This is a genomic window from Pseudomonas sp. NY15372 (assembly GCF_048068215.1).
Classification (GTDB): Bacteria; Pseudomonadota; Gammaproteobacteria; order Pseudomonadales; family Pseudomonadaceae; genus Aquipseudomonas; species Aquipseudomonas guariconensis_A.
In genome coordinates, this window is sequence record NZ_JBLUPY010000012.1 from 15,792 (window position 1) to 33,511 (window position 17,720).

Consider the following 17,720-nt stretch of genomic DNA (forward strand, 5'->3'; position numbering starts at 1 on the left):
GGGGCTGCGGCCGTGCGGCCCCTTTCACGCAGCCAGAGAGGTCAGGGTGAAGAAGATCGCGTTGTTCGCCGATGTGCAGAACCTCTACTACACCGTACGCCAGGTGCATGGCTGCCACTTCGACTACGCCGCGCTCTGGGCCGATGTAAGCCGCCAGGGGCAGATCGTCGAGGCGGTGGCCTATGCCATCGACCGCGGTGACAGCAAGCAGCAACAGTTCCAGCAGATCTTGCGCAACCTGGGCTTCGAGGTGCGGCTCAAGCCGTTCATCCAGCGCAGCGACGGTTCGGCAAAAGGGGACTGGGACGTGGGCATCACCCTCGATGTGATCGATGCCGCCAGCCGGGTCGACCAGGTGGTGCTGGCCTCCGGCGATGGTGATTTCGATTTGCTGCTAGAGCGGGCACGCGAGCGTCACGGTGTCGAGGCAGTGGTGTATGGGGTGCCTGGGCTTACCGCGTTGTCATTGATCCGGGCGGCCAGCCGGTATGTGCCGATCGAGGGGCAGCTGTTGCTGCGCCATTGAGCCCATCCTCAGGGATAAAATCGCGGGACATGCCCGCTCCACAAGGTTCATGTTCACCAGACCGAGTGGAAGTGACCTTGTCCCGCGATTGGGCCGACATGGGCTATTAACATCAGGCCTTCCTGCTATTGCCCTCCAACTGCCCAAGCGGCACCCGTCGCTCCACGGCGCTGGAAAGAATGATCGAGGTCTTGCTGAAACCCAGCTGCGACACCTGGTTGATCAAAGCTTCCAGTTCACTCATCGACCCCACGGCCGCCTGCATGATCACGCAAGGGTCGCCCGTCACCCGATGGCATTCGGTGAGCTGCGGGATCCGCGACAGGGCGTCGTAGGCCTGCTGGTTGCCGTGGCTGGCCAGGCGCAGTTCGATCACGCATTGGATCGGCAGGCCGATCTTCTCCAGGTCGACCTTGGCGGTGTAGCCGGTGATCACGCCGCTGGCCTCCAGTTTGGCGACCCGCTCGGCCACTGCCGGGGCGGACAGATTCACCTGGCGAGCCAGTTGCGCGTAGGTGGCCCGCCCGTTTTCCAGCAGGGCGGCGAGTAGCATGCGGTCGTACTTGTCCATGGCGATTCCAGTCGACTTTGCAATCGATGGTAAAGGCATCGCATAACCATGCTTTGCAAAGTGTTACGGTCATTTAAAGTTGTTTTGTAACTTAAGTTTACGTGATGCGCTTTCTAAACTAAGTCACCCGTAAACGGATTTCGAGTGTTTTCCCATGTCTGCCTCCCGTCCTGTCCCGTTGTTGCTCATCGGCGCCTTCCTGGCCCTCTACCTGGTCTGGGGGTCCACCTACCTATTCATTCGTATCGGGGTCGAGTCCTGGCCGCCGATGCTCATGGCCGGGGTGCGTTTCGTCATTGCCGGCAGCCTGTTGTATGGCTTCCTGCGCTGGCGTGGCGTCCCCGCGCCGACCTGGCCCCAGTGGCGCGCGGCGGGCGCGATCGGCTTCTTGCTGCTCAGCTGCGGCAATGGTGGCGTGACCCTGGCCGAGCATGCCGGGGTGGCGTCGGGCGTTGCGGCGCTGGCGGTGGCGACGGTGCCGCTGTTCACCCTGGTGTTCGGCTTGCTGTTCGGGCACCGCAATTCGCGCTTGGAGTGGGCGGGCATCGTCCTTGGCCTGGTGGGTATCGGCATGCTCAACCTGGGCTCCAACCTGCAGGCCAGCCCCATGGGCGCGGCGCTGATCCTGTTCGCCGCAGCGGCCTGGGCCTTTGGCTCGGTGTGGAGCAAGAGCCTGCCGTTGCCCCAGGGGGCCATGGCCAGTGCTGCCGAGATGCTGGTCGGTGGGGCCGCGCTGCTGATCGGCAGTGCGGTCAGCGGTGAGCGCCTGGTGCAGATGCCTACCGCAGCGGGTTGGGGGGCGCTGGCGTACCTGGTGTTCTTCGGTTCGATCCTGGCGTTCAGCGCCTACATGTACCTGCTCAAGCATGTGCGCCCGGCGGCGGCCACCAGCTATGCGTACGTCAACCCGGCGGTGGCGGTGCTGTTGGGCATCGTTTTCGCAGGTGAGCAGATCGGTGTGGAGGAGTGCGTGGCGATGGCGGTGATCATCGGGGCGGTGGTGTTGATCGGCCTGCCGCAATGGCGCAAGGCACCTGAGCAGCCGGTGCCACTCAAGGGCGAGATGTGTAAGTAGGTTGGGTTTGCCGGGGCCGCTGTGCGGCCCCTTTCGCGGCACCAAGGCCGCTCCTACAGACAGGCCGACGTTGGCCCCAGGCAAGGCACCGGTTGCGGTAAACTGCCGCCTTCGCTGAACCCCTGACGGTATCTCCATGAATTTCGCCAAACTCGGCCTGATCGAACCCTTGTTGCGCACCCTGCAGCAGTTGGACTACACCACTCCCACCCCGGTCCAGGCCCAGGCCATTCCTGCCGTGCTGGCCGGCCGCGACCTGATGGCCGCCGCCCAGACCGGCACCGGCAAGACTGCCGGTTTCGCCTTGCCGGTTCTGCAGCGCTTGGCCCTGGAAGGGGAAAAGGTGCAGAGCAATTCCATTCGTGCCCTGGTGCTGGTGCCGACCCGCGAACTGGCCGAGCAGGTTCATGCCAACGTTCGCGAGTACGCCGAAAACCTGCCGGTGAGCACTTACGCGGTGTATGGCGGAGTCAGCATCAACCCCCAGATGATGCGCCTGCGTCGGGGCGTCGACCTGCTGGTGGCCACCCCCGGCCGCCTGCTCGACCTGTTCCGCCAGAACGCGGTCAAGTTCGGCCAGGTGCAGGTGCTGGTGCTCGACGAGGCCGACCGCATGCTCGACCTGGGCTTTGCCGAAGAGCTGCAGGCGGTGTATGCCGCCTTGCCGCGCAAACGCCAGACGCTGCTGTTCTCCGCGACCTTCTCCGACCAGATCCGTATGCTTGCGGGCCTGGCCTTGAACGATCCGCTGAGCATCGAGGTCAGCCCACGCAACACCACCGCCAGCACCGTGAAGCAGTGGTTGGTACCGGTGGACAAGAAGCGCAAGGCCGACCTGTTCTGCCATTTGCTGCGTAAGCAGCGCTGGAAGCAGGTGTTGGTGTTCGCCAAGACACGCAATGGCGTCGACCAGCTGGTGGAGCGGCTACTGGGCGAAGGCGTGAATGCCGATGGCATCCATGGCGACCGCCCGCAGGCCACCCGCCAGCGCGCCCTGGACAGCTTCAAGGCGCGTGAGATCCAAGTGCTGGTGGCCACCGATGTCGCCGCCCGGGGCCTGGATATCGACGACTTGCCGTTGGTGGTCAACCTCGACCTGCCGATCGTGGCCGAAGACTACGTGCACCGTATCGGCCGCACCGGCCGGGCGGGCAACAAGGGCGAGGCGATCTCGCTGGTGTGTGCCGATGAAGTGCAGCTGCTGGCGGCCATCGAGACGCTGATTCGCCAGACGCTGGCGCGCCATGAAGAGCCGGACTTCATTCCAGATCACCGGGTGCCGTTGACCGATGCCAACGGGCAGGTGCTGAAGAAGCCGAAAAAGCCCAAGAAGCCGAAGGAGACCAGCGCCAAGCGTGGGTTGGGGCGTTGGATGGACAGTGCCGAGGCGAGTTTTGCGGAGCCTGCGGTCAAACCGGTGCGCAAGGTGCCGAGTTTCAACAGCGGGCCGCGTAAGCGTAAGCCTTGAGCGCTTGGGGCCGCTGTGCGGCCCAATCGCGGGGCTAGCCCGCTCCCACACGGTCTTTGTGGGGCTTGTCCCGCGATTGGGCTGCGAAGCAGCCCCATTATCAGCGACGCCGCTCCAGCCACTGCACGGCCGCCTTGCCCGCTCGCAGCCCACTGGCAAAGCAGGCGGTCAGCAGGTAACCCCCGGTCGGCGCCTCCCAATCGAGCATTTCCCCCGCGCAAAATACGCCAGGCATTTGCTTGAGCATCAAGCCTTCGTCCACCCCTTCGAAACGCACGCCACCGGCGCTGCTGATCGCCTCGTCCAATGGCCGCGTGCGCACCAGTTCGATCGGCAGGGCCTTGATCGCCTTGGCCAGCGAAGCGGGGTCAGCGAAGGTCGCCGGGTCGGTCAGTTCACGCAGCAATGCCGCCTTGACCCCGTCGATCCCCAACTGGCTTTGCAAGTGTTTAGCCATGGAGCGGGACCCTCGCGGCTTGGCCAGGGCCTGAACGACTTTATCCACAGGCCGGTCCGGTAGCAGGTCAAGCAGTAAGGTGGCCCGGCCATCGCGGTGGATGGCCTCGCGCACCGCTGCAGACCACGCATAGACCAGGCTGCCTTCCACGCCTTGGGCGGTGAGGATGAATTCACCTTTGCGCGGTGTACTGCCCGGCACGCTCAGGGCGATGTTCTTCAGGGGCGCGCCCGCGAACTTCGCTTTGAGCAGCTCGCTCCATCCTTCCACTTCGAAGCCACAGTTGCTCGGTCGCAGCGGCGAGATATCCACACCCCGTTCGGCCAACAATGACTGCCAGCTGCCATCGGAACCCAGGCGCGCCCAACTGCCGCCCCCGAGCGCCAGGACGACGGCATCGGCGTGCAGATGCAGTTCGCCCTGTGGATAAGCGATTCGCAAGGCGCCGTCGTCGTTCCAGCCCAGCCAGCGGTGGCGGGTGTGGATAACCACACCGCTGTCGCGCAGGCGCTTGAGCCAGGCGCGCAGTAGCGGCGCGGCCTTCATGTCGCGGGGGAACACCCGACCGGACGTGCCGACGAAGGTCTCGATGCCCAGGCCGTGGATCCATTGGCGCAAGGCCTCGGCGTCCAGGTCGCGAAGCAGGGCGTCGATTTCGTCGTGACGTTCGGCGTAGCGCGCAACGAAGGCTGCGTAAGGTTCGGAATGGGTGATGTTCATGCCGCCCACGCCGGCCAGCAGGAACTTGCGGCCCACCGACGGCATGGCGTCGAACACCTGCACGGCCATGCCGGCGCCTGCCAGTGCCTCGGCAGCCATCAGGCCGGCGGGGCCGCCACCGATGACGGCGACAAGGGGAGGGGAGGCGGGGCGTTGGCTGGGCATGGAGGTTTTCAGGCTGTGGAAAAGAGCCGGCATTCTACCCCAGGCAGGCCTGGGGAAACACTGTGCAAAAAATAACCAGCGCTTTGTACATCAGGCGGTTAGGGGCCTGCAGCGGCTTTCTCGCAGGTTATCCACAGGCGGTTCCACAGTCATTGTGAACAACCGAGCACCCGCGCCGCGCTGTGATGAAGAATACCGTGGCGTTTGGCCAAGGCCTGGCGGTCCTTGCTGTAGCCACCGCCAATCACCCCGGCTACGGGAATGTCGCGTCCAAGGCAATGGCGCATGACATGTTCGTCACGGGCGGCCAGGCCCGCATCGGTCAGTTGCAGGTAGCCCAGGGCGTCGTCTTTGTGCACGTCCACGCCGGCGTCGTACAGCACCAGGTCCGGCTGATACAGCGGCAGCAGGTAGTTCAGGGCATCGTCCACCACCTTCAGGTAGGCATTGTCGCCCATGCCACGGGGCAAGGGGATGTCCCAATCGCTCTGGGCCTTGCGCGCGGGGAAGTTCTGCTCGCAATGCAGCGACACGGTGATGGCCTCTGGCGTGTCGTGGAGAATACGTGCGGTGCCGTCGCCCTGGTGGACATCGCAGTCGAAGATCAGCACCCGGTGCACGCGACCGGCTTCCAGCAGGTAGCGGCTGATCACCGCCAGGTCGTTGAAGATGCAGAACCCGGCCGGGTGGTCGTAATGAGCATGATGGGTGCCGCCGGCCAGGTGACAGGCGATGCCCTGTTCAAGGGCCATTTCGGCGGTCAGCAGCGAGCCGCCCACGGCGCGCACGGTACGCCGCGCCAAGGCCTCGCTCCAGGGCAGGCCGAGGCGGCGCTGGTCTTCACGGGACAGCTCGCCCTGCATGTAGCGTTCGATGTAGCCGCGGTCATGGGCCAGGGCGAGGATGTCGTTGGGGCAGATCTGCGGACGCAGCAGCTCGGTGTCCATGGCCAGGCCGCTGTCGACCAGGTGATCGCGTAGCAGGCGGAACTTGTCCATGGGGAAGCGGTGCTCGGGGGGGAATTCCGGGCTGTAGTCGTCGTGGTAGATCAGCGGCAACGGCATGGTGGTATCGCATCTAGGGGCAGGCGCTGATCTTGCCAGCAGTAGCCCGGGGATACCACCGAGGCGCGAGCAGGCCGGGCCCGATATCACCGTTGCCTGGCAAGGGCTTAGCCCTTGATCGCGGGACAAGCCCGCTCCAAGATCCCGCAAAATCAAATAGTTATGTGTGGCCGCGCAAAGAGCCAGTGACAAGCGCTGACCTCTGTGGGAGCGGGCTTGTCCCGCGATCGAGAACGAAGCCCTTGCGAAGGGGTTATCGACCGATTGTGGCCAACACGCGCTGCCAGTCAGGCTCGTTCAGGCGGCCGAGGATGCGTGCCTTGCCGTTACTGGCCACCGAGACGAACAACGCACTGGCATAGCCGCTTTCCCGCTCGCCGCCGGGTACGTTCAGCGAGCGTTGGAAATGGTCGATGCAACCGTTGTGGGTGACCAGCACCAGGTTATGACCCGGGCGTTTGCGGGCTATGGCCTCTTCGGCAAAGCGGCTGTCGCAGCGCTCCAGCCAGCTCGCGTTGGGCACGGGCTGGCCCAGAATGAAATGGGCCGTCTGCCGGGTGCGCAGCTTGGGGCTGCTGTACAGGTCGGCTGTGTCCAGGCTCAGTTCGTGCAAACCTTGGCCGACCCGGGTTGCAGCCTGGCTGCCGGAGACGGTGATTCCGCTTGGGTCGTCCAGGCAGGGGCCTGGGGCGCTGTCGCAGCGTTCGGCATGGCGGATCATGACGATGACCGCGCCCTCTGCCCAATCCTGCAGCAGGCCGCTGTCGCTCAGCTGTTGTTCAGTGGCAAGGTCCACGATGTGCGTCCTCGTCGATAGCCAAGTGGTCAGCGCGGCCAGCACCAGGAGCAGGCCGACGACTGCGATCTGGGCCTTGTATGAATGGCGACGTCGCTTGGGGGGTAGGTGAACAGCGGGGTTTTCCAGGGTATTGCTCGACTGCATGCTTCACTCCGGTGACCGATGACGCGGGCAGGCCGCGATCTATACGGGCATTGTGCGAAGTGCGCTGTCGGGGGCGGGTGAAGTGGGCGTGAAAAATACATTCACGCCTTGGGGGCTAGGCTCTGTCTGAAAAGTCTTGAGACGCCGGTCAGGCAAGGCGAAAACAGCCGAGGAAGCGGAGTTTACGGGTTGTAAATGGGCATTCCGAGGCTGTTTTCAACGCAGCATGACCAAGTATCAAGGCTTTTCAGACAGAGCCTAGGTGAAGGCCAGGCCTGCGCCTACGCTATAGAGTGCATGACTTTGAATGCGGAGCGGCCCTGATGACCTCCATCCTCGAACTGGAGAGCGCGCGCCTGATCCTGCGCCAGTGGCAGGACGACGACCTGCGCGAGTTCGCTGCGCTGTGCGCCGACCCCCAGGTGATGCGCTACTTCCCCGCGCCGATGACGCGCCTGGAGGCGGCAGCGCTGATCGGGCGCATTCGGGGGCATTTCAATGAGTACGGCTTCGGGCTGTGGGCGCTGGAGCGCAAGGACAGTGGTGCGTTCATCGGCATGACCGGCCTGCTCAATGTGAATTTCGAGGCCCCGTTCGCCCCGGCCGTGGAGATCGGTTGGCGGCTGGCCCGGCGGCACTGGGGGCTTGGCTTTGCCAGCGAGGCGGCCTGGACCTGCCTGCGTTGTGCTTTCGCCCAATTGCGCCTGGACGAAGTGGTGTCGTTCACGACCGAGAGCAACCTGCCGTCGCAGAAGGTCATGCAGGCCATCGGCATGGTCCAGGACCCCGTCGGCAGTTTCGAACACCCCCGCCTGGCTGCCGGCCACCCCTTGCGCCCCCATGTGCTGTACCGCATCGACCGGGCACGTTGGCAAGAAACCCTGCGTAGCTGAATGGCAGCTTATGCAGGGCGTCAATGACAAACCCTGTATCATTTGCTTCATAACTGCGCCGTAGAGCCGTGATGCCTTGCTAGGAGAACCCCATGAGCCATGTATTGGACGACCTGGTCGACCTGTTGAGCCTTGAATCCATCGAAGAGAACCTGTTCCGCGGGCGCAGCCAGGACCTGGGTTTCCGCCAGCTGTACGGTGGCCAGGTGCTGGGCCAGTCGCTGTCGGCCGCGAGCCAGACGGTCGAGGAAGCCCGCCATGTGCACTCGCTGCACGGCTACTTCCTGCGCCCAGGCGATGCCAGCATGCCGGTGGTGTACTCGGTGGACCGCGTGCGTGACGGCGGCAGCTTCAGCACCCGGCGGGTAACGGCGATCCAGAAGGGCCATGCCATCTTCACCTGCAGCGCGTCGTTCCAGTACGACGAGGGCGGCTTCGAGCACCAGGTGCAGATGCCTGACGTGGTCGGCCCGGAAAACCTGCCCACCGAGGTCGAGCTGGCCAGCGCCATGGCCGACCGGTTGCCCGAGCGCATTCGTGACAAGGTGCTGTGTGCCAAGCCGATCGAGATCCGCCCGGTCACCGAGCGTGACCCGTTCAACCCCAAGGCGGGTGAGCCGATCAAGTACGCCTGGTTCCGCGCAGACGGCAAGCTGCCGGACATGCCGGCCCTGCACAAATACCTGCTGGCCTACGCCTCGGACTTCGGTCTGCTGACCACCTCGCTGCTGCCCCATGGCAAGTCGGTGTGGCAGAAGGACATGCAGATCGCCAGCCTCGATCACGCCTTGTGGTTCCACCGCGACCTGCGCGCCGATGATTGGCTGCTCTACGCCACCGACAGCCCGTGGGCCGGCAACGCACGCGGGTTCAACCGCGGCAGCATCTTCAACCGCGCCGGCCAGTTGGTGGCATCGTCGTGCCAGGAAGGCCTGATCCGCCACCGCGAGGACTGGGCGTGAGCCTTGGTGCCATTCGCCATTGGGTGTTCGACATGGACGGCACCCTGACGGTGGCCGTGCATGATTTCGCCGCCATCCGCGAGGCGTTGGGCATCCCGCCGGAGCACGACATCCTCACCCACCTGGCGGCTTTGCCGGTGGAGGAGGCGACCACCAAGCACGCCTGGCTGCTGGAGCATGAACGGGACCTGGCGATTGCCTCGCGCCCGGCGGCCGGTGCCGTCGAGCTGGTGCGTGAACTGGCCGGGCGCGGCTGCCAGTTGGGCATTCTCACGCGTAACGCTCGAGAGCTGGCACATGTGACGCTGGAGGCGATCGGCCTGGCGGACTGTTTCCCGGTCGAGCATATCCTTGGCCGTGACGAAGCCGCGCCCAAGCCCAACCCCGACGGCTTGCTGAAGATCGCCCGTGCCTGGGACGTGGCGCCGAGCGAGCTGGTGATGGTCGGCGACTACCGTTTCGACCTGGACTGCGGGCGTGCCGCCGGTGCACGCACGGTATTGGTCAACCTGCCGGACAACCCCTGGCCGGAGCTTGTGGACTGGCACGCGGCGGACTGTCATGCGCTGCGAGGGTTGTTGGGCTGACCGGCTTCATCGCCGGGCAAGCGCGCCCCTACAATAAGCTGCACTGCAATTTTCGACTTACCAAGGAGACCCAGCCATGAGCAGCAAAGCGATCTACGTCCTACCCGGCGGCGGTTACGACAAGGTCCAGGTCGGCACTTGCGAGGCGCCTGCGCCCCAGGCTGGCGAGATCACCGTGCGCCTACACGCAAGCTCCCTCAACTACCATGACTTCGCCGTGGTCAGCGGCATGTGGGGCCCGAGCGAACGGCGCATTCCCATGGCCGACGGTGCGGGCGAGGTGGTTGCCGTGGGCCTGGGTGTAAGCGAGTTCAAGGTCGGGGATTCGGTGGTGAGCACGTTCTTCCCTGGCTGGCTCGACGGCCAGGCGAACGTGGAGGGTTTCGCCACCGTGCCAGGTGATGGCATCGACGGCTATGCCCGCGAGCAGGTAACCGCCCGCGCCACCGCCTTCACCCTGGCGCCCCAGGGCTACAGCCATGCCGAGGCGGCGACCCTCACCACCGCCGGCCTGACCGCCTGGCGCGCGCTGATGAGCGATGACCATCTCAAGCCAGGCGATACGGTACTGGTGCAGGGCACCGGTGGGGTATCGATCTTCGCCCTGCAGTTCGCCAAGCTGGCCGGCGCCACGGTGATCGCCACCTCTTCCAGCGATGCCAAGCTCGAGCGCCTCAAGGCCCTGGGCGCCGATCACCTGATCAACTACCGCAGCACCCCCGCGTGGGGCGAAAAGGTGCGTGAGCTTACGGGTAACCGTGGCGTGGACCATGTGATCGAGGTGGGCGGCCCGGCCACCCTGGAGCAGTCGATGATCGCTGCGCGCATTGGCGGGCATGTCTCGCTGATCGGCATCCTCACCGGCGTTGCCGGGCAACTGCCGCTGGTTCAGGCGCTGGTCCGGCAGATTCGCCTGCAAGGCGTGCTGGTGGGCAGCCGTGCCCAGCAGCAGGCGATGATCCGCGCGATCGATGCCAATGGCCTGCGGCCGGTGGTCGACAAGCACTTCGAGCTCGAGCAGATCGTCGAGGCCTTCCGCTACCAGGAAAGCAATCGCCATTTCGGCAAGATCTGCCTGACTTATTGATCCAGCCAGTGGGGCTGCCGGGAAGCCCATCGCCGCTTCCACAGGTACAGTGCTGTTTTCAGCATCAACGCGTTGCTTGTGGGCCGGCTTGCCGGCGATGGGGCATGCAGCGGCCCCGCGTCATTTTGCTGGAACGCTCGTCCCAGAGCGTCTGTCGATGGCAATTTGACAATATGACGTGCTTGGCAAAGCAGTGTCGTGATCGAACAGTTGCGCGGCGTTTTCGAGTATTTTGCCCTCGCCCACCCCGGCTTAAAGTGGACCCCGGTTTTTTTTATCGGTGCATCGCCCTGAGCGTGAGTGGTGTATCTGGTTACCGTTCTTTCAAAGGAGAAGCTTTTCGCCTACGTCTGCCCGTCCTTCCTTGTGTCAGCAAAAAGAGAACAAGATCAATGAACACCGTGGGATCTGATGGCAACCTTGCACAAGGTTTCAAGCCACGTCATGTAACGATGCTGTCCATTGCGGGCATCATCGGTGCCGGACTTTTCGTAGGTTCCGGGCACGCCATCGCGGCGGCCGGGCCAGCTACCATTCTTTCTTATTTCGTGGCCGGGACCCTGGTGGTTCTGGTCATGCGCATGCTCGGTGAGATGGCCGTCGCCCATCCAGACACCGGCTCCTTCTCTACCTACGCTGAACAAGCCATCGGCCGCTGGGCCGGCTACACCATCGGATGGTTGTACTGGTGGTTCTGGGTATTGGTGATCCCTATCGAAGCATTGGCCGCAGGCCACGTGCTGAACGCCTGGTTCCCCCAGGTGGACAGCTGGATCTTCGCCTTGTTGTCGGTCGTGCTGCTCGCGGGTACCAACCTGTTCAGTGTGGCCAAGTACGGCGAATTCGAATTCTGGTTCGCGATTCTCAAGGTCACGGCGATCCTTGGCTTCATCGGCCTGGGCTTCGCGGCCCTCATGGGCTGGCTGCCAAACCGCGAGGTCAGCGGCCTGAGCACCTTGATGGCCGAGCATGGCGGCTTCACGCCCAAGGGTTGGTCCGCAGTGGTCGGCGCCTTCATCACCGTGATGTTCAGCTTCATCGGCACCGAGGCGGTGACCATCGCTGCAGCCGAGTCCAGCGACCCATCGCGCAACATCGCCAAGGCTACCCGCTCGGTGATCTGGCGTATCAGCACGTTCTATATCCTGTCGATCTTCGTGATCATCTCCATCGTGCCGTGGAACGACCCGCAACTGGCAGTCGTGGGTTCCTACCAGCGCGCCCTGGAAATCATGAACATCCCCAATGCCGCATTCATGGTCGACCTGGTGGTACTGGTGGCAGTGACCAGCTGCATGAACTCGTCGATCTACATCGCCTCGCGGATGATGTACTCCCTGGCCAAGCGCGGCGACGCCCCGGCCGTCCTGAACCACACCAACAAAGCCGGCGTACCCTACGCAGCCGTGTTCGGCAGCACCCTGATCGGAGCGGGCATCGCCATCCTCAACTACTTCGCGCCCAAGGGCGTGTTCGAGTTCCTGCTGGCAAGTTCTGGCGCCATTGCTTTGCTGGTGTACATGGCCATCGCCATTTCCCAGCTGCGCATGCGCCGCCGCCTGGAGCGCGAAAGCACTGAGCTGAAGTTCCGCATGTGGTTGTTCCCGTACCTGACCTGGGCGGTGATCATCTTCATCGCTGGCGCCTTGGGCGTGATGATGTTCACCGAGGAGCATCGCGCGGAAGTGACTTCGACCCTGGGCTTGGCGTTGGTGATTTCCTTCTTGGGGATCATCACCAGCCGTGGGCAGGCGCGGGCGGCAGCGGTGGCTCGTTCGGTGGGCTGACGGTCGGTCGAGCTTGTTTAAGGGAAAAGGCATCTGGCGACAGATGCCTTTTTTCGTTGTGGGCGAGGTGTTTTGGTATGAGGGCGGTAGAGCTCTTGCCACGATGTCTGGGAGGCCGGGATGTTCGGCTGCCAGGCTGCGCGACGGCATGCCACCTCCTCGCGAAAGGGGTGAGTGTATGCTTTGAGGGAGATCACACAGCCCTGAGGAATTGCACCTGTGGCAAGCCCACGCTTCGCCTTCAGGAACCGACTAGAGGCCCGTCATGACCGATGCCAGCAACGATGACCGTCCACTCTACCAAGCGGCCTGCCATTGCGGGACTGTCCGCTTTACTGTGCGCCTGACCGATGGTTTACGTACCGCGCGCAGATGTAATTGCTCGCTCTGTCGTATGCGGGGTGCCGTAGCGGTATCGGCCAACCTGAACGACCTCACAGTGACCCAGGGGAAAGAGGCACTCACCCTCTATCAGTTCAATACACGCGAAGCAAAACATTACTTCTGCTCCAAGTGCGGCATCTACACGTTCCACCAACGCCGTTCTGCGCCGGACCAATACGGCGTCAACGTGGCGTGTATCGAGGGAATGAGCCCGTTCGACTTCCCGGAAGTGCCTGTCAATGAGGGCCGGAATCATCCCAAAGACCGCGTAGAAGGCGGCTCAGGCATTGCCGGGTGGCTGCGTTATGCGCGACATGTTGAGTGACTTCATGGCCCCAAAAGGTCACTCATAACAGGCCTGCGACGGCGCAAGTTTTCGGATGTGTTTTCGTCCCAGCGGACGATACTTCTCTATACGCAGGCGTGTTCCTGGTGGCGCACGCCGCTAGGAGGTGTCTGATGAACAAACTGACAATCGTGGGTGCCGGACTGGTCGGCGAGGCGGCAGCGCAAATCATCGCTCGGGATGAGTTATGCCGTGAGCTGGTGTTGATGGACGTTCAGGGTGAGCTGGCGCAGGGGAAGGCGCTCGATGTGTGGCAGGCTGCCGTAGAGTCCGGGTCTGATACCCGTGTCTACGGCGGGGCCAAAGCCGGGATGCTGGAGGGCTCCGAGCTGGTGGTCATCACTGCAGGCGTTCCGCGCAAGCCAGGCCAGTCGCGTCAGGATGTGCTGAGTACCAACTTGCCCATCCTCGACAGCATCATGGCCGATATCAAACAGCATGCACCTACGGCAACGGTGCTGGTGGTGTCCAACCCAGTCGACGTGCTCACTTACCGGGCCTGGAGTATCAGCGGCCTGGGGCGCGACAAGGTGTTCGGGCAGGCCGGCGTGTTGGACACTGCCCGCATGAAGTGCTTCATCGCCGAGCAAACAGGGTTTTCGGCCCGGGACATCACGGCGCTGGTGCTGGGCGGGCATGGTGACAGCATGGTGCCGCTGATGCGCTACTGCCAGATCGGCTCGGTGCCGTTGTCGCACTTCTTGAGCAATGAGCAGATCGAGCAAATTGTCGAGCGTACACGCAAAGGTGGGGGTGAGATCCTCGGCCTGAAGAAACTCGGCAGCGCCTGCGATGCGCCGGGTGTGGCCATTGCCCAGATGGTCGATGCGATCGCCAATCGACGAAACCGCATTTTGCCCGCGGTGGCCATTTTGCAGGGCGAGTACGGGCGTCACGACATCGCCATGGGCGTGCCTTGTGTACTGGCAGAGCAGGGACTGGCGCGGGTGATCGAGTTGCCGCTGGATGTGCAGGAGCAGGTGATGTTTGACCACTCTGCAGATCAGGTGGCGCGGGATATTGCTGAGATGAAAGCGTTGTGAGCAGGGTAGGGGTTGGTGCTGATGAACAAGATCCGGGCAGGAATAGGCACGGGGAGCGAGTCAATGTATCAGCCGGGGTGCTGTTCGAATGTAGATTAGTTCGGGCAATGACTGGGTAATGGGCTGCTGCCGCTGTCAGCCTGCGGATGTTTTCAGGTAAGGCCAGCGGTAGCGGCAATACCACCAGTGAGTTGCGCGTGGAGGCGCTGAAGATTTACCGCGTGTGGCTCGCTGGGCTGTAGGTGCCGCGGGCGCGCCGAGAGCAAACCGAGCAGCGGCGCCGCGGGTCGAATCCAGCTGACTGCCGTGCCCGCGCTCATGCAGCTTCTGGGCGTTGCTCAGGGTACGCTCGTTGGAAGGGGGTGGTTTTATGCTAGGCACCTGATGATGCCCCACGGGAATAAATCGTCAGTGGCATACCGGTAAAAAATGCTAGTTCTGGGTATCGCAAAGCCCCAAAAAAGAGACGTCCGTGGACGTTTAAATGGGCCGGGGGGATTTGAACCCCCGTCTATCCCTTTGTGCATGCGGCTTTCAGGTGAAATGCTGGCATTAAGCTGTCATTAGGCATCCTGTTGTGTCTCGCCGGGTACCCATGAAGCTATATATCAGCAGGACATGGCTTCATACTCTTCGCTCAAAGGCAGGCATTCGCTCACACTGACGCGTATCCAGCCTAAGAGGGCCAAGTTACGAATTGCCGAAGCAATCGCTTCACGCTTGGCTTCATTGTCCCAAGTTTTTTTCCAGGCCAGCACAAAATCAAACACTTCGCGCTCAGGCACCGTCGTGAGATTCTGAGCTTCTTTCAATTTCCTCACAGCATAAAACACCGTAGCAACCTCTTCGGCCTGTTCTGTGTTCTTGATTCGGCTGAACAAGTCTACAGTCTTGGATATTTTACTGTTATTCGAGGTCAAGACGTCTTTGAATTTTTCACGCGCGTTAGAGTATTCAGGCCCCGTCTTCAACGCGTTCATTCTGCCAAGCTGCGCTTCGATGATGAGGTTCGCGTTTGCCAAGGTTCCAAGGAGTCTTTGTACTTGCTCGGAAAATGGTCCGTAGCTGGCTTTTTTGAACTCGAGTTCTGTGTCAACTCCGAGCGCTGTCACTGCGTGACATATTTTTTGAAAAATAGTACGTCCGACTTTGGCAGCGTAAGGTTGCGATTCAAGCTGATAAAGAACCTCCAAAAGCACAATCCAGTTGGGATTAAGTTTTTGATTTTTCGTTCCTTTGTGTTCGCTTTCCCCGAAGAGTCGCGGCTGTTGAGGGCTAAGGAAAGCAGCAGTGAGCTGACTAGCTGGCGTCCCGAAAGGAGCGAATATTTCAACTGGTATGTCTATTTTAGATAGCGATTTATACATTATTGGCCCCACTAGCTCCCACTCCAGTCCGCCATTTCCACAGCCAAGTGGTGGGAATGCGACTGACGTGATGTTCCATGCTTTATAGTGTTCGAGAAAAATGTCTAGTCCTTTCTCGATGTCGGATAATCTTGACGCCGATCTCCAATGCCCCTTTGTAGGGAAGTTGACAATCGATGTTCCGAGAATGTCGGTATATATATACGGGACACCGGGCTCAACTAGCTTTTGGGCGCATCGTTTCTCATAGTCTAGCATGAGGCCAGGCCAGCGCTTTTTGAACTCTAGCGCAACACCTTTGCCCATCACGCCGACACAGTTCACAGTGTTCACCAGCGTCTGCGCTTCACTCTGAAACATGTCACCTATAAGAACTCTAATCACGCTGTTCACCTGAAGAAAAGATGAGGGTTCGACGTCACGGGTACCTGCCAGTTCAATCCCGCTAACACACGCTCAACCTTCTGCTTAGTTTGGGTATCGCATGCGTAAAAGCCAGTTATGTAGCCTGGTGCCACGGCGTCAGGGATAAGGGCCTCAGCGCATTTGACTGCCTTTTTTCGGTAACCGGTAGCCAGGTCTTCATCGTGCCACCAGTCGGCAAAAACATAATCGAAATGGATTTTGCCCATTCCGTCTGGGTAAGAGTGAAAGCGTACCCAGTCGGAGGCCGCATTCTGATCACTGACGACAGCGTTCGGGCGCTTCAGCACATCCAGACTGATACGAATCACACACAGATCCTGATGAACGTCCTTCCTTCGGTACATCATCGGGTTTCGCGCGTTAAAGTATAGGTTGGCGTACTGATGCAAGCGCAGTCCGTTAGGAACAGTTTTACCTACCCTGCGGTCTTGAATCTCCTGTAGGGCAACCGATTTGTGAGGAATTTTTTCTGCCCGGTCATGACACAGAATTCCATGCTGCATAACAGACGGAAGATTCTCGATCGGCATAATGCAATGTAGCTCTACTACGCGATGGCTCATGGGCGTCCCTTCCATACGTCAGGCTGCGCACTATACCTCAGCTATGGCATTTCGCCTCTAGCCGTTGGGAAGATTCCCGTCTCAAGCGTACCTCGTTCCGAGAATTTTTGAACTGCTTTATCACCCGCTGAGTCTGTCGTTGAGGGCATCCATCTGCCATACACGCGAGCAATCATCGTCCAGTCGGTATGTCCCATCTGTTTTGCCACCCACATCGGATGCTCGCCAGCTGACAGCATCATCGACGCATAGGTGTGCCGCGTTTGGTAGGGGCGGCGATACCGAACCCCGGCCTGTTTCATTGCTGGGTGCCACATTGATTTTCGGATTGGCTGATCACCAGCCCAGCGTTCTAGCGTCCGTGGGTTCTGAAACACCTCTTTATCGGCCAAGAAGGTATGTTCCTTCTGAGCTTTGAGCGCTTCCAATGCAGGTCGTAGCAGTTTGATCGAACGCCGGCCCGCAGCAGTCTTCGTCACCTCAGCTTCGCCACCGGCAGCCTGGGTCATTGCTCGGTTGATTATGACCTCCCCGCGCTCCCAATCCACATCACGCCACTCCAGGGCCACCAGCTCGCTCGTCCGCAGCCCCGTCCATAAAGCGAACTGCACCATGTTCTTGGCTTGGCCATTGAGTGCACCCAAAATCGCCAGCTGCTCTTCTGGAGTGAACGGGTCCACATCATCTTCCCTGGGCGGTGCCGCCTTGCGGGCGTAGGTCCAGCCGGCAAGAGGGTTGTTATCCAACAGCTCCTCGTCGACGGCATCATTTAGCGCGGATCGCAGACAGCTTTGGATGTTGCTCAAGGTCTTGTTGCTTACCTGCAAGCCGTCCAGCCAGTCTCGGATTGCCTTGCGCTTGAAGTCAACGATGAGGTGGTGGCCCAGGGCAGGGATCAGCCGAAGCTCAACGATTTTCCGGTACCCCTCGAAGGTGCTGCTAGAAATGTGCTTCTTCTTGGCCTCCAGCCACCTGGTCAAGAACCCGCCTACGGTTTCCTGGCTGGTCTCGGGTGCAAACTTGGCAGCGCGGAGGGAGCCTGGAAAGGTGACAGCGTAGTCAAACGTGCCATTGGCAATCGCGTGCTCAACCGCTGCCTTGTGCTGCTGGGCCTTCTTCAGGTTAGTGGCGGTGGGCTTGAGTGGGATGCGCTCACGACACCGAATGCCCCGGTACATGAACGTGATTTCGATACTCGAGTCGGAGACTGCCCGAACTCCCCGCCCATCTCTACCCATGTTTCATATCCCTCCACATCAATTAGTACTCGGCCATCTGGTGCCTTG

The 17,720-nt window shown here is 61.5% G+C and carries 17 protein-coding genes and 1 pseudogene; 10 read left to right on the top strand and 8 right to left on the bottom strand.

The window, feature by feature from the left end:
• Window positions 1–46: 46 nt before the first annotated feature.
• Window positions 47–526, top strand: a complete 480-nt coding sequence (locus ACNFG0_RS11545; protein ID WP_196155464.1) for an NYN domain-containing protein — start codon at window positions 47–49, stop codon at window positions 524–526.
• Window positions 527–638: 112 nt separating this feature from the next.
• On the opposite strand, the gene ACNFG0_RS11550 is transcribed toward ACNFG0_RS11545, so the two are convergent.
• Window positions 639–1,097, bottom strand: coding sequence for an Lrp/AsnC family transcriptional regulator (locus tag ACNFG0_RS11550; protein ID WP_196145613.1), 459 nt, complete (start codon window positions 1,095–1,097; stop codon window positions 639–641).
• A gap of 154 nt (window positions 1,098–1,251) precedes the next feature.
• Between ACNFG0_RS11550 and yedA the strand changes: the two genes are divergently transcribed.
• Both yedA and ACNFG0_RS11560 read left to right on the top strand, forming a co-directional pair.
• Entirely contained in the window at window positions 1,252–2,172 is a 921-nt protein-coding gene (gene yedA, locus ACNFG0_RS11555) for a drug/metabolite exporter YedA (protein WP_416764887.1), read from the top strand.
• A gap of 136 nt (window positions 2,173–2,308) precedes the next feature.
• Window positions 2,309–3,640 carry a DEAD/DEAH box helicase gene (locus ACNFG0_RS11560; RefSeq protein ID WP_416764889.1) on the top strand — a complete coding sequence of 444 codons (1,332 nt, stop codon included), beginning with the start codon at window positions 2,309–2,311 and terminating at the stop codon, window positions 3,638–3,640.
• Window positions 3,641–3,740: 100 nt separating this feature from the next.
• Here ACNFG0_RS11560 and ACNFG0_RS11565 read toward each other — a convergent pair whose 3' ends face one another.
• The 3 genes from ACNFG0_RS11565 to ACNFG0_RS11575 form a co-directional block, all read right to left on the bottom strand.
• Window positions 3,741–4,982 (bottom strand): TIGR03862 family flavoprotein, encoded by a 1,242-nt coding sequence (locus ACNFG0_RS11565; protein ID WP_416764891.1) that lies wholly within the window; start codon window positions 4,980–4,982, stop codon window positions 3,741–3,743.
• Window positions 4,983–5,131: 149 nt separating this feature from the next.
• The gene (locus tag ACNFG0_RS11570; protein WP_196145617.1) at window positions 5,132–6,046 is read right to left on the bottom strand and encodes a histone deacetylase; all 915 of its coding nucleotides are present in this window, start codon (window positions 6,044–6,046) and stop codon (window positions 5,132–5,134) included.
• Between the two features lie 253 nt (window positions 6,047–6,299).
• Window positions 6,300–6,989 (bottom strand): histidine phosphatase family protein, encoded by a 690-nt coding sequence (locus ACNFG0_RS11575; RefSeq protein WP_416764892.1) that lies wholly within the window; start codon window positions 6,987–6,989, stop codon window positions 6,300–6,302.
• Between the two features lie 323 nt (window positions 6,990–7,312).
• On the opposite strand from ACNFG0_RS11575, the gene ACNFG0_RS11580 reads away from it, so the two are divergent.
• The 7 genes from ACNFG0_RS11580 (at window position 7,313) to ACNFG0_RS11610 (ending at window position 14,078) form a co-directional block, all read left to right on the top strand.
• The gene (locus ACNFG0_RS11580) at window positions 7,313–7,882 is read left to right on the top strand and encodes a GNAT family N-acetyltransferase (RefSeq protein ID WP_416764894.1); all 570 of its coding nucleotides are present in this window, start codon (window positions 7,313–7,315) and stop codon (window positions 7,880–7,882) included.
• Window positions 7,883–7,974: 92 nt separating this feature from the next.
• Window positions 7,975–8,844: an acyl-CoA thioesterase II gene (tesB, locus tag ACNFG0_RS11585; RefSeq protein ID WP_196145620.1), complete on the top strand. Its 870-nt coding sequence runs from the start codon at window positions 7,975–7,977 to the stop codon at window positions 8,842–8,844.
• Complete coding sequence (locus tag ACNFG0_RS11590; protein WP_416764896.1) at window positions 8,841–9,431, top strand: HAD family hydrolase; 591 nt, start codon at window positions 8,841–8,843, stop codon at window positions 9,429–9,431. The genes tesB and ACNFG0_RS11590 overlap by 4 nt, the downstream gene beginning before the upstream one ends.
• Window positions 9,432–9,507: 76 nt before the next feature.
• Window positions 9,508–10,518 carry a zinc-dependent alcohol dehydrogenase family protein gene (locus tag ACNFG0_RS11595; protein ID WP_196155459.1) on the top strand — a complete coding sequence of 337 codons (1,011 nt, stop codon included), beginning with the start codon at window positions 9,508–9,510 and terminating at the stop codon, window positions 10,516–10,518.
• A gap of 392 nt (window positions 10,519–10,910) precedes the next feature.
• Window positions 10,911–12,305, top strand: a complete 1,395-nt coding sequence (gabP, locus tag ACNFG0_RS11600; protein WP_416764899.1) for a GABA permease — start codon at window positions 10,911–10,913, stop codon at window positions 12,303–12,305.
• Window positions 12,306–12,570: 265 nt separating this feature from the next.
• The gene (locus ACNFG0_RS11605) at window positions 12,571–13,014 is read left to right on the top strand and encodes a GFA family protein (RefSeq protein WP_416764901.1); all 444 of its coding nucleotides are present in this window, start codon (window positions 12,571–12,573) and stop codon (window positions 13,012–13,014) included.
• 134 nt (window positions 13,015–13,148) lie between these two features.
• Complete coding sequence (locus tag ACNFG0_RS11610; RefSeq protein WP_416764903.1) at window positions 13,149–14,078, top strand: malate dehydrogenase; 930 nt, start codon at window positions 13,149–13,151, stop codon at window positions 14,076–14,078.
• A 60-nt stretch (window positions 14,079–14,138) separates the two neighbouring features.
• Here ACNFG0_RS11610 and ACNFG0_RS11615 read toward each other — a convergent pair.
• The 4 genes and pseudogenes from ACNFG0_RS11615 to ACNFG0_RS11630 all read right to left on the bottom strand — a co-directional run.
• Window positions 14,139–14,359 (bottom strand): annotated as a pseudogene (locus ACNFG0_RS11615) (arsenic resistance protein); the annotation flags it as partial.
• A 327-nt stretch (window positions 14,360–14,686) separates the two neighbouring features.
• Window positions 14,687–15,829, bottom strand: a complete 1,143-nt coding sequence (locus ACNFG0_RS11620) for a macro domain-containing protein (protein ID WP_416764905.1) — start codon at window positions 15,827–15,829, stop codon at window positions 14,687–14,689.
• A gap of 5 nt (window positions 15,830–15,834) precedes the next feature.
• Complete coding sequence (locus ACNFG0_RS11625) at window positions 15,835–16,434, bottom strand: DUF4433 domain-containing protein (protein ID WP_416764907.1); 600 nt, start codon at window positions 16,432–16,434, stop codon at window positions 15,835–15,837.
• Window positions 16,435–16,475: 41 nt separating this feature from the next.
• On the bottom strand, window positions 16,476–17,672 hold the full coding sequence (locus ACNFG0_RS11630; protein ID WP_416764909.1) for a tyrosine-type recombinase/integrase: 1,197 nt from the start codon (window positions 17,670–17,672) through the stop codon (window positions 16,476–16,478).
• Window positions 17,673–17,720 lie beyond the last annotated feature (48 nt).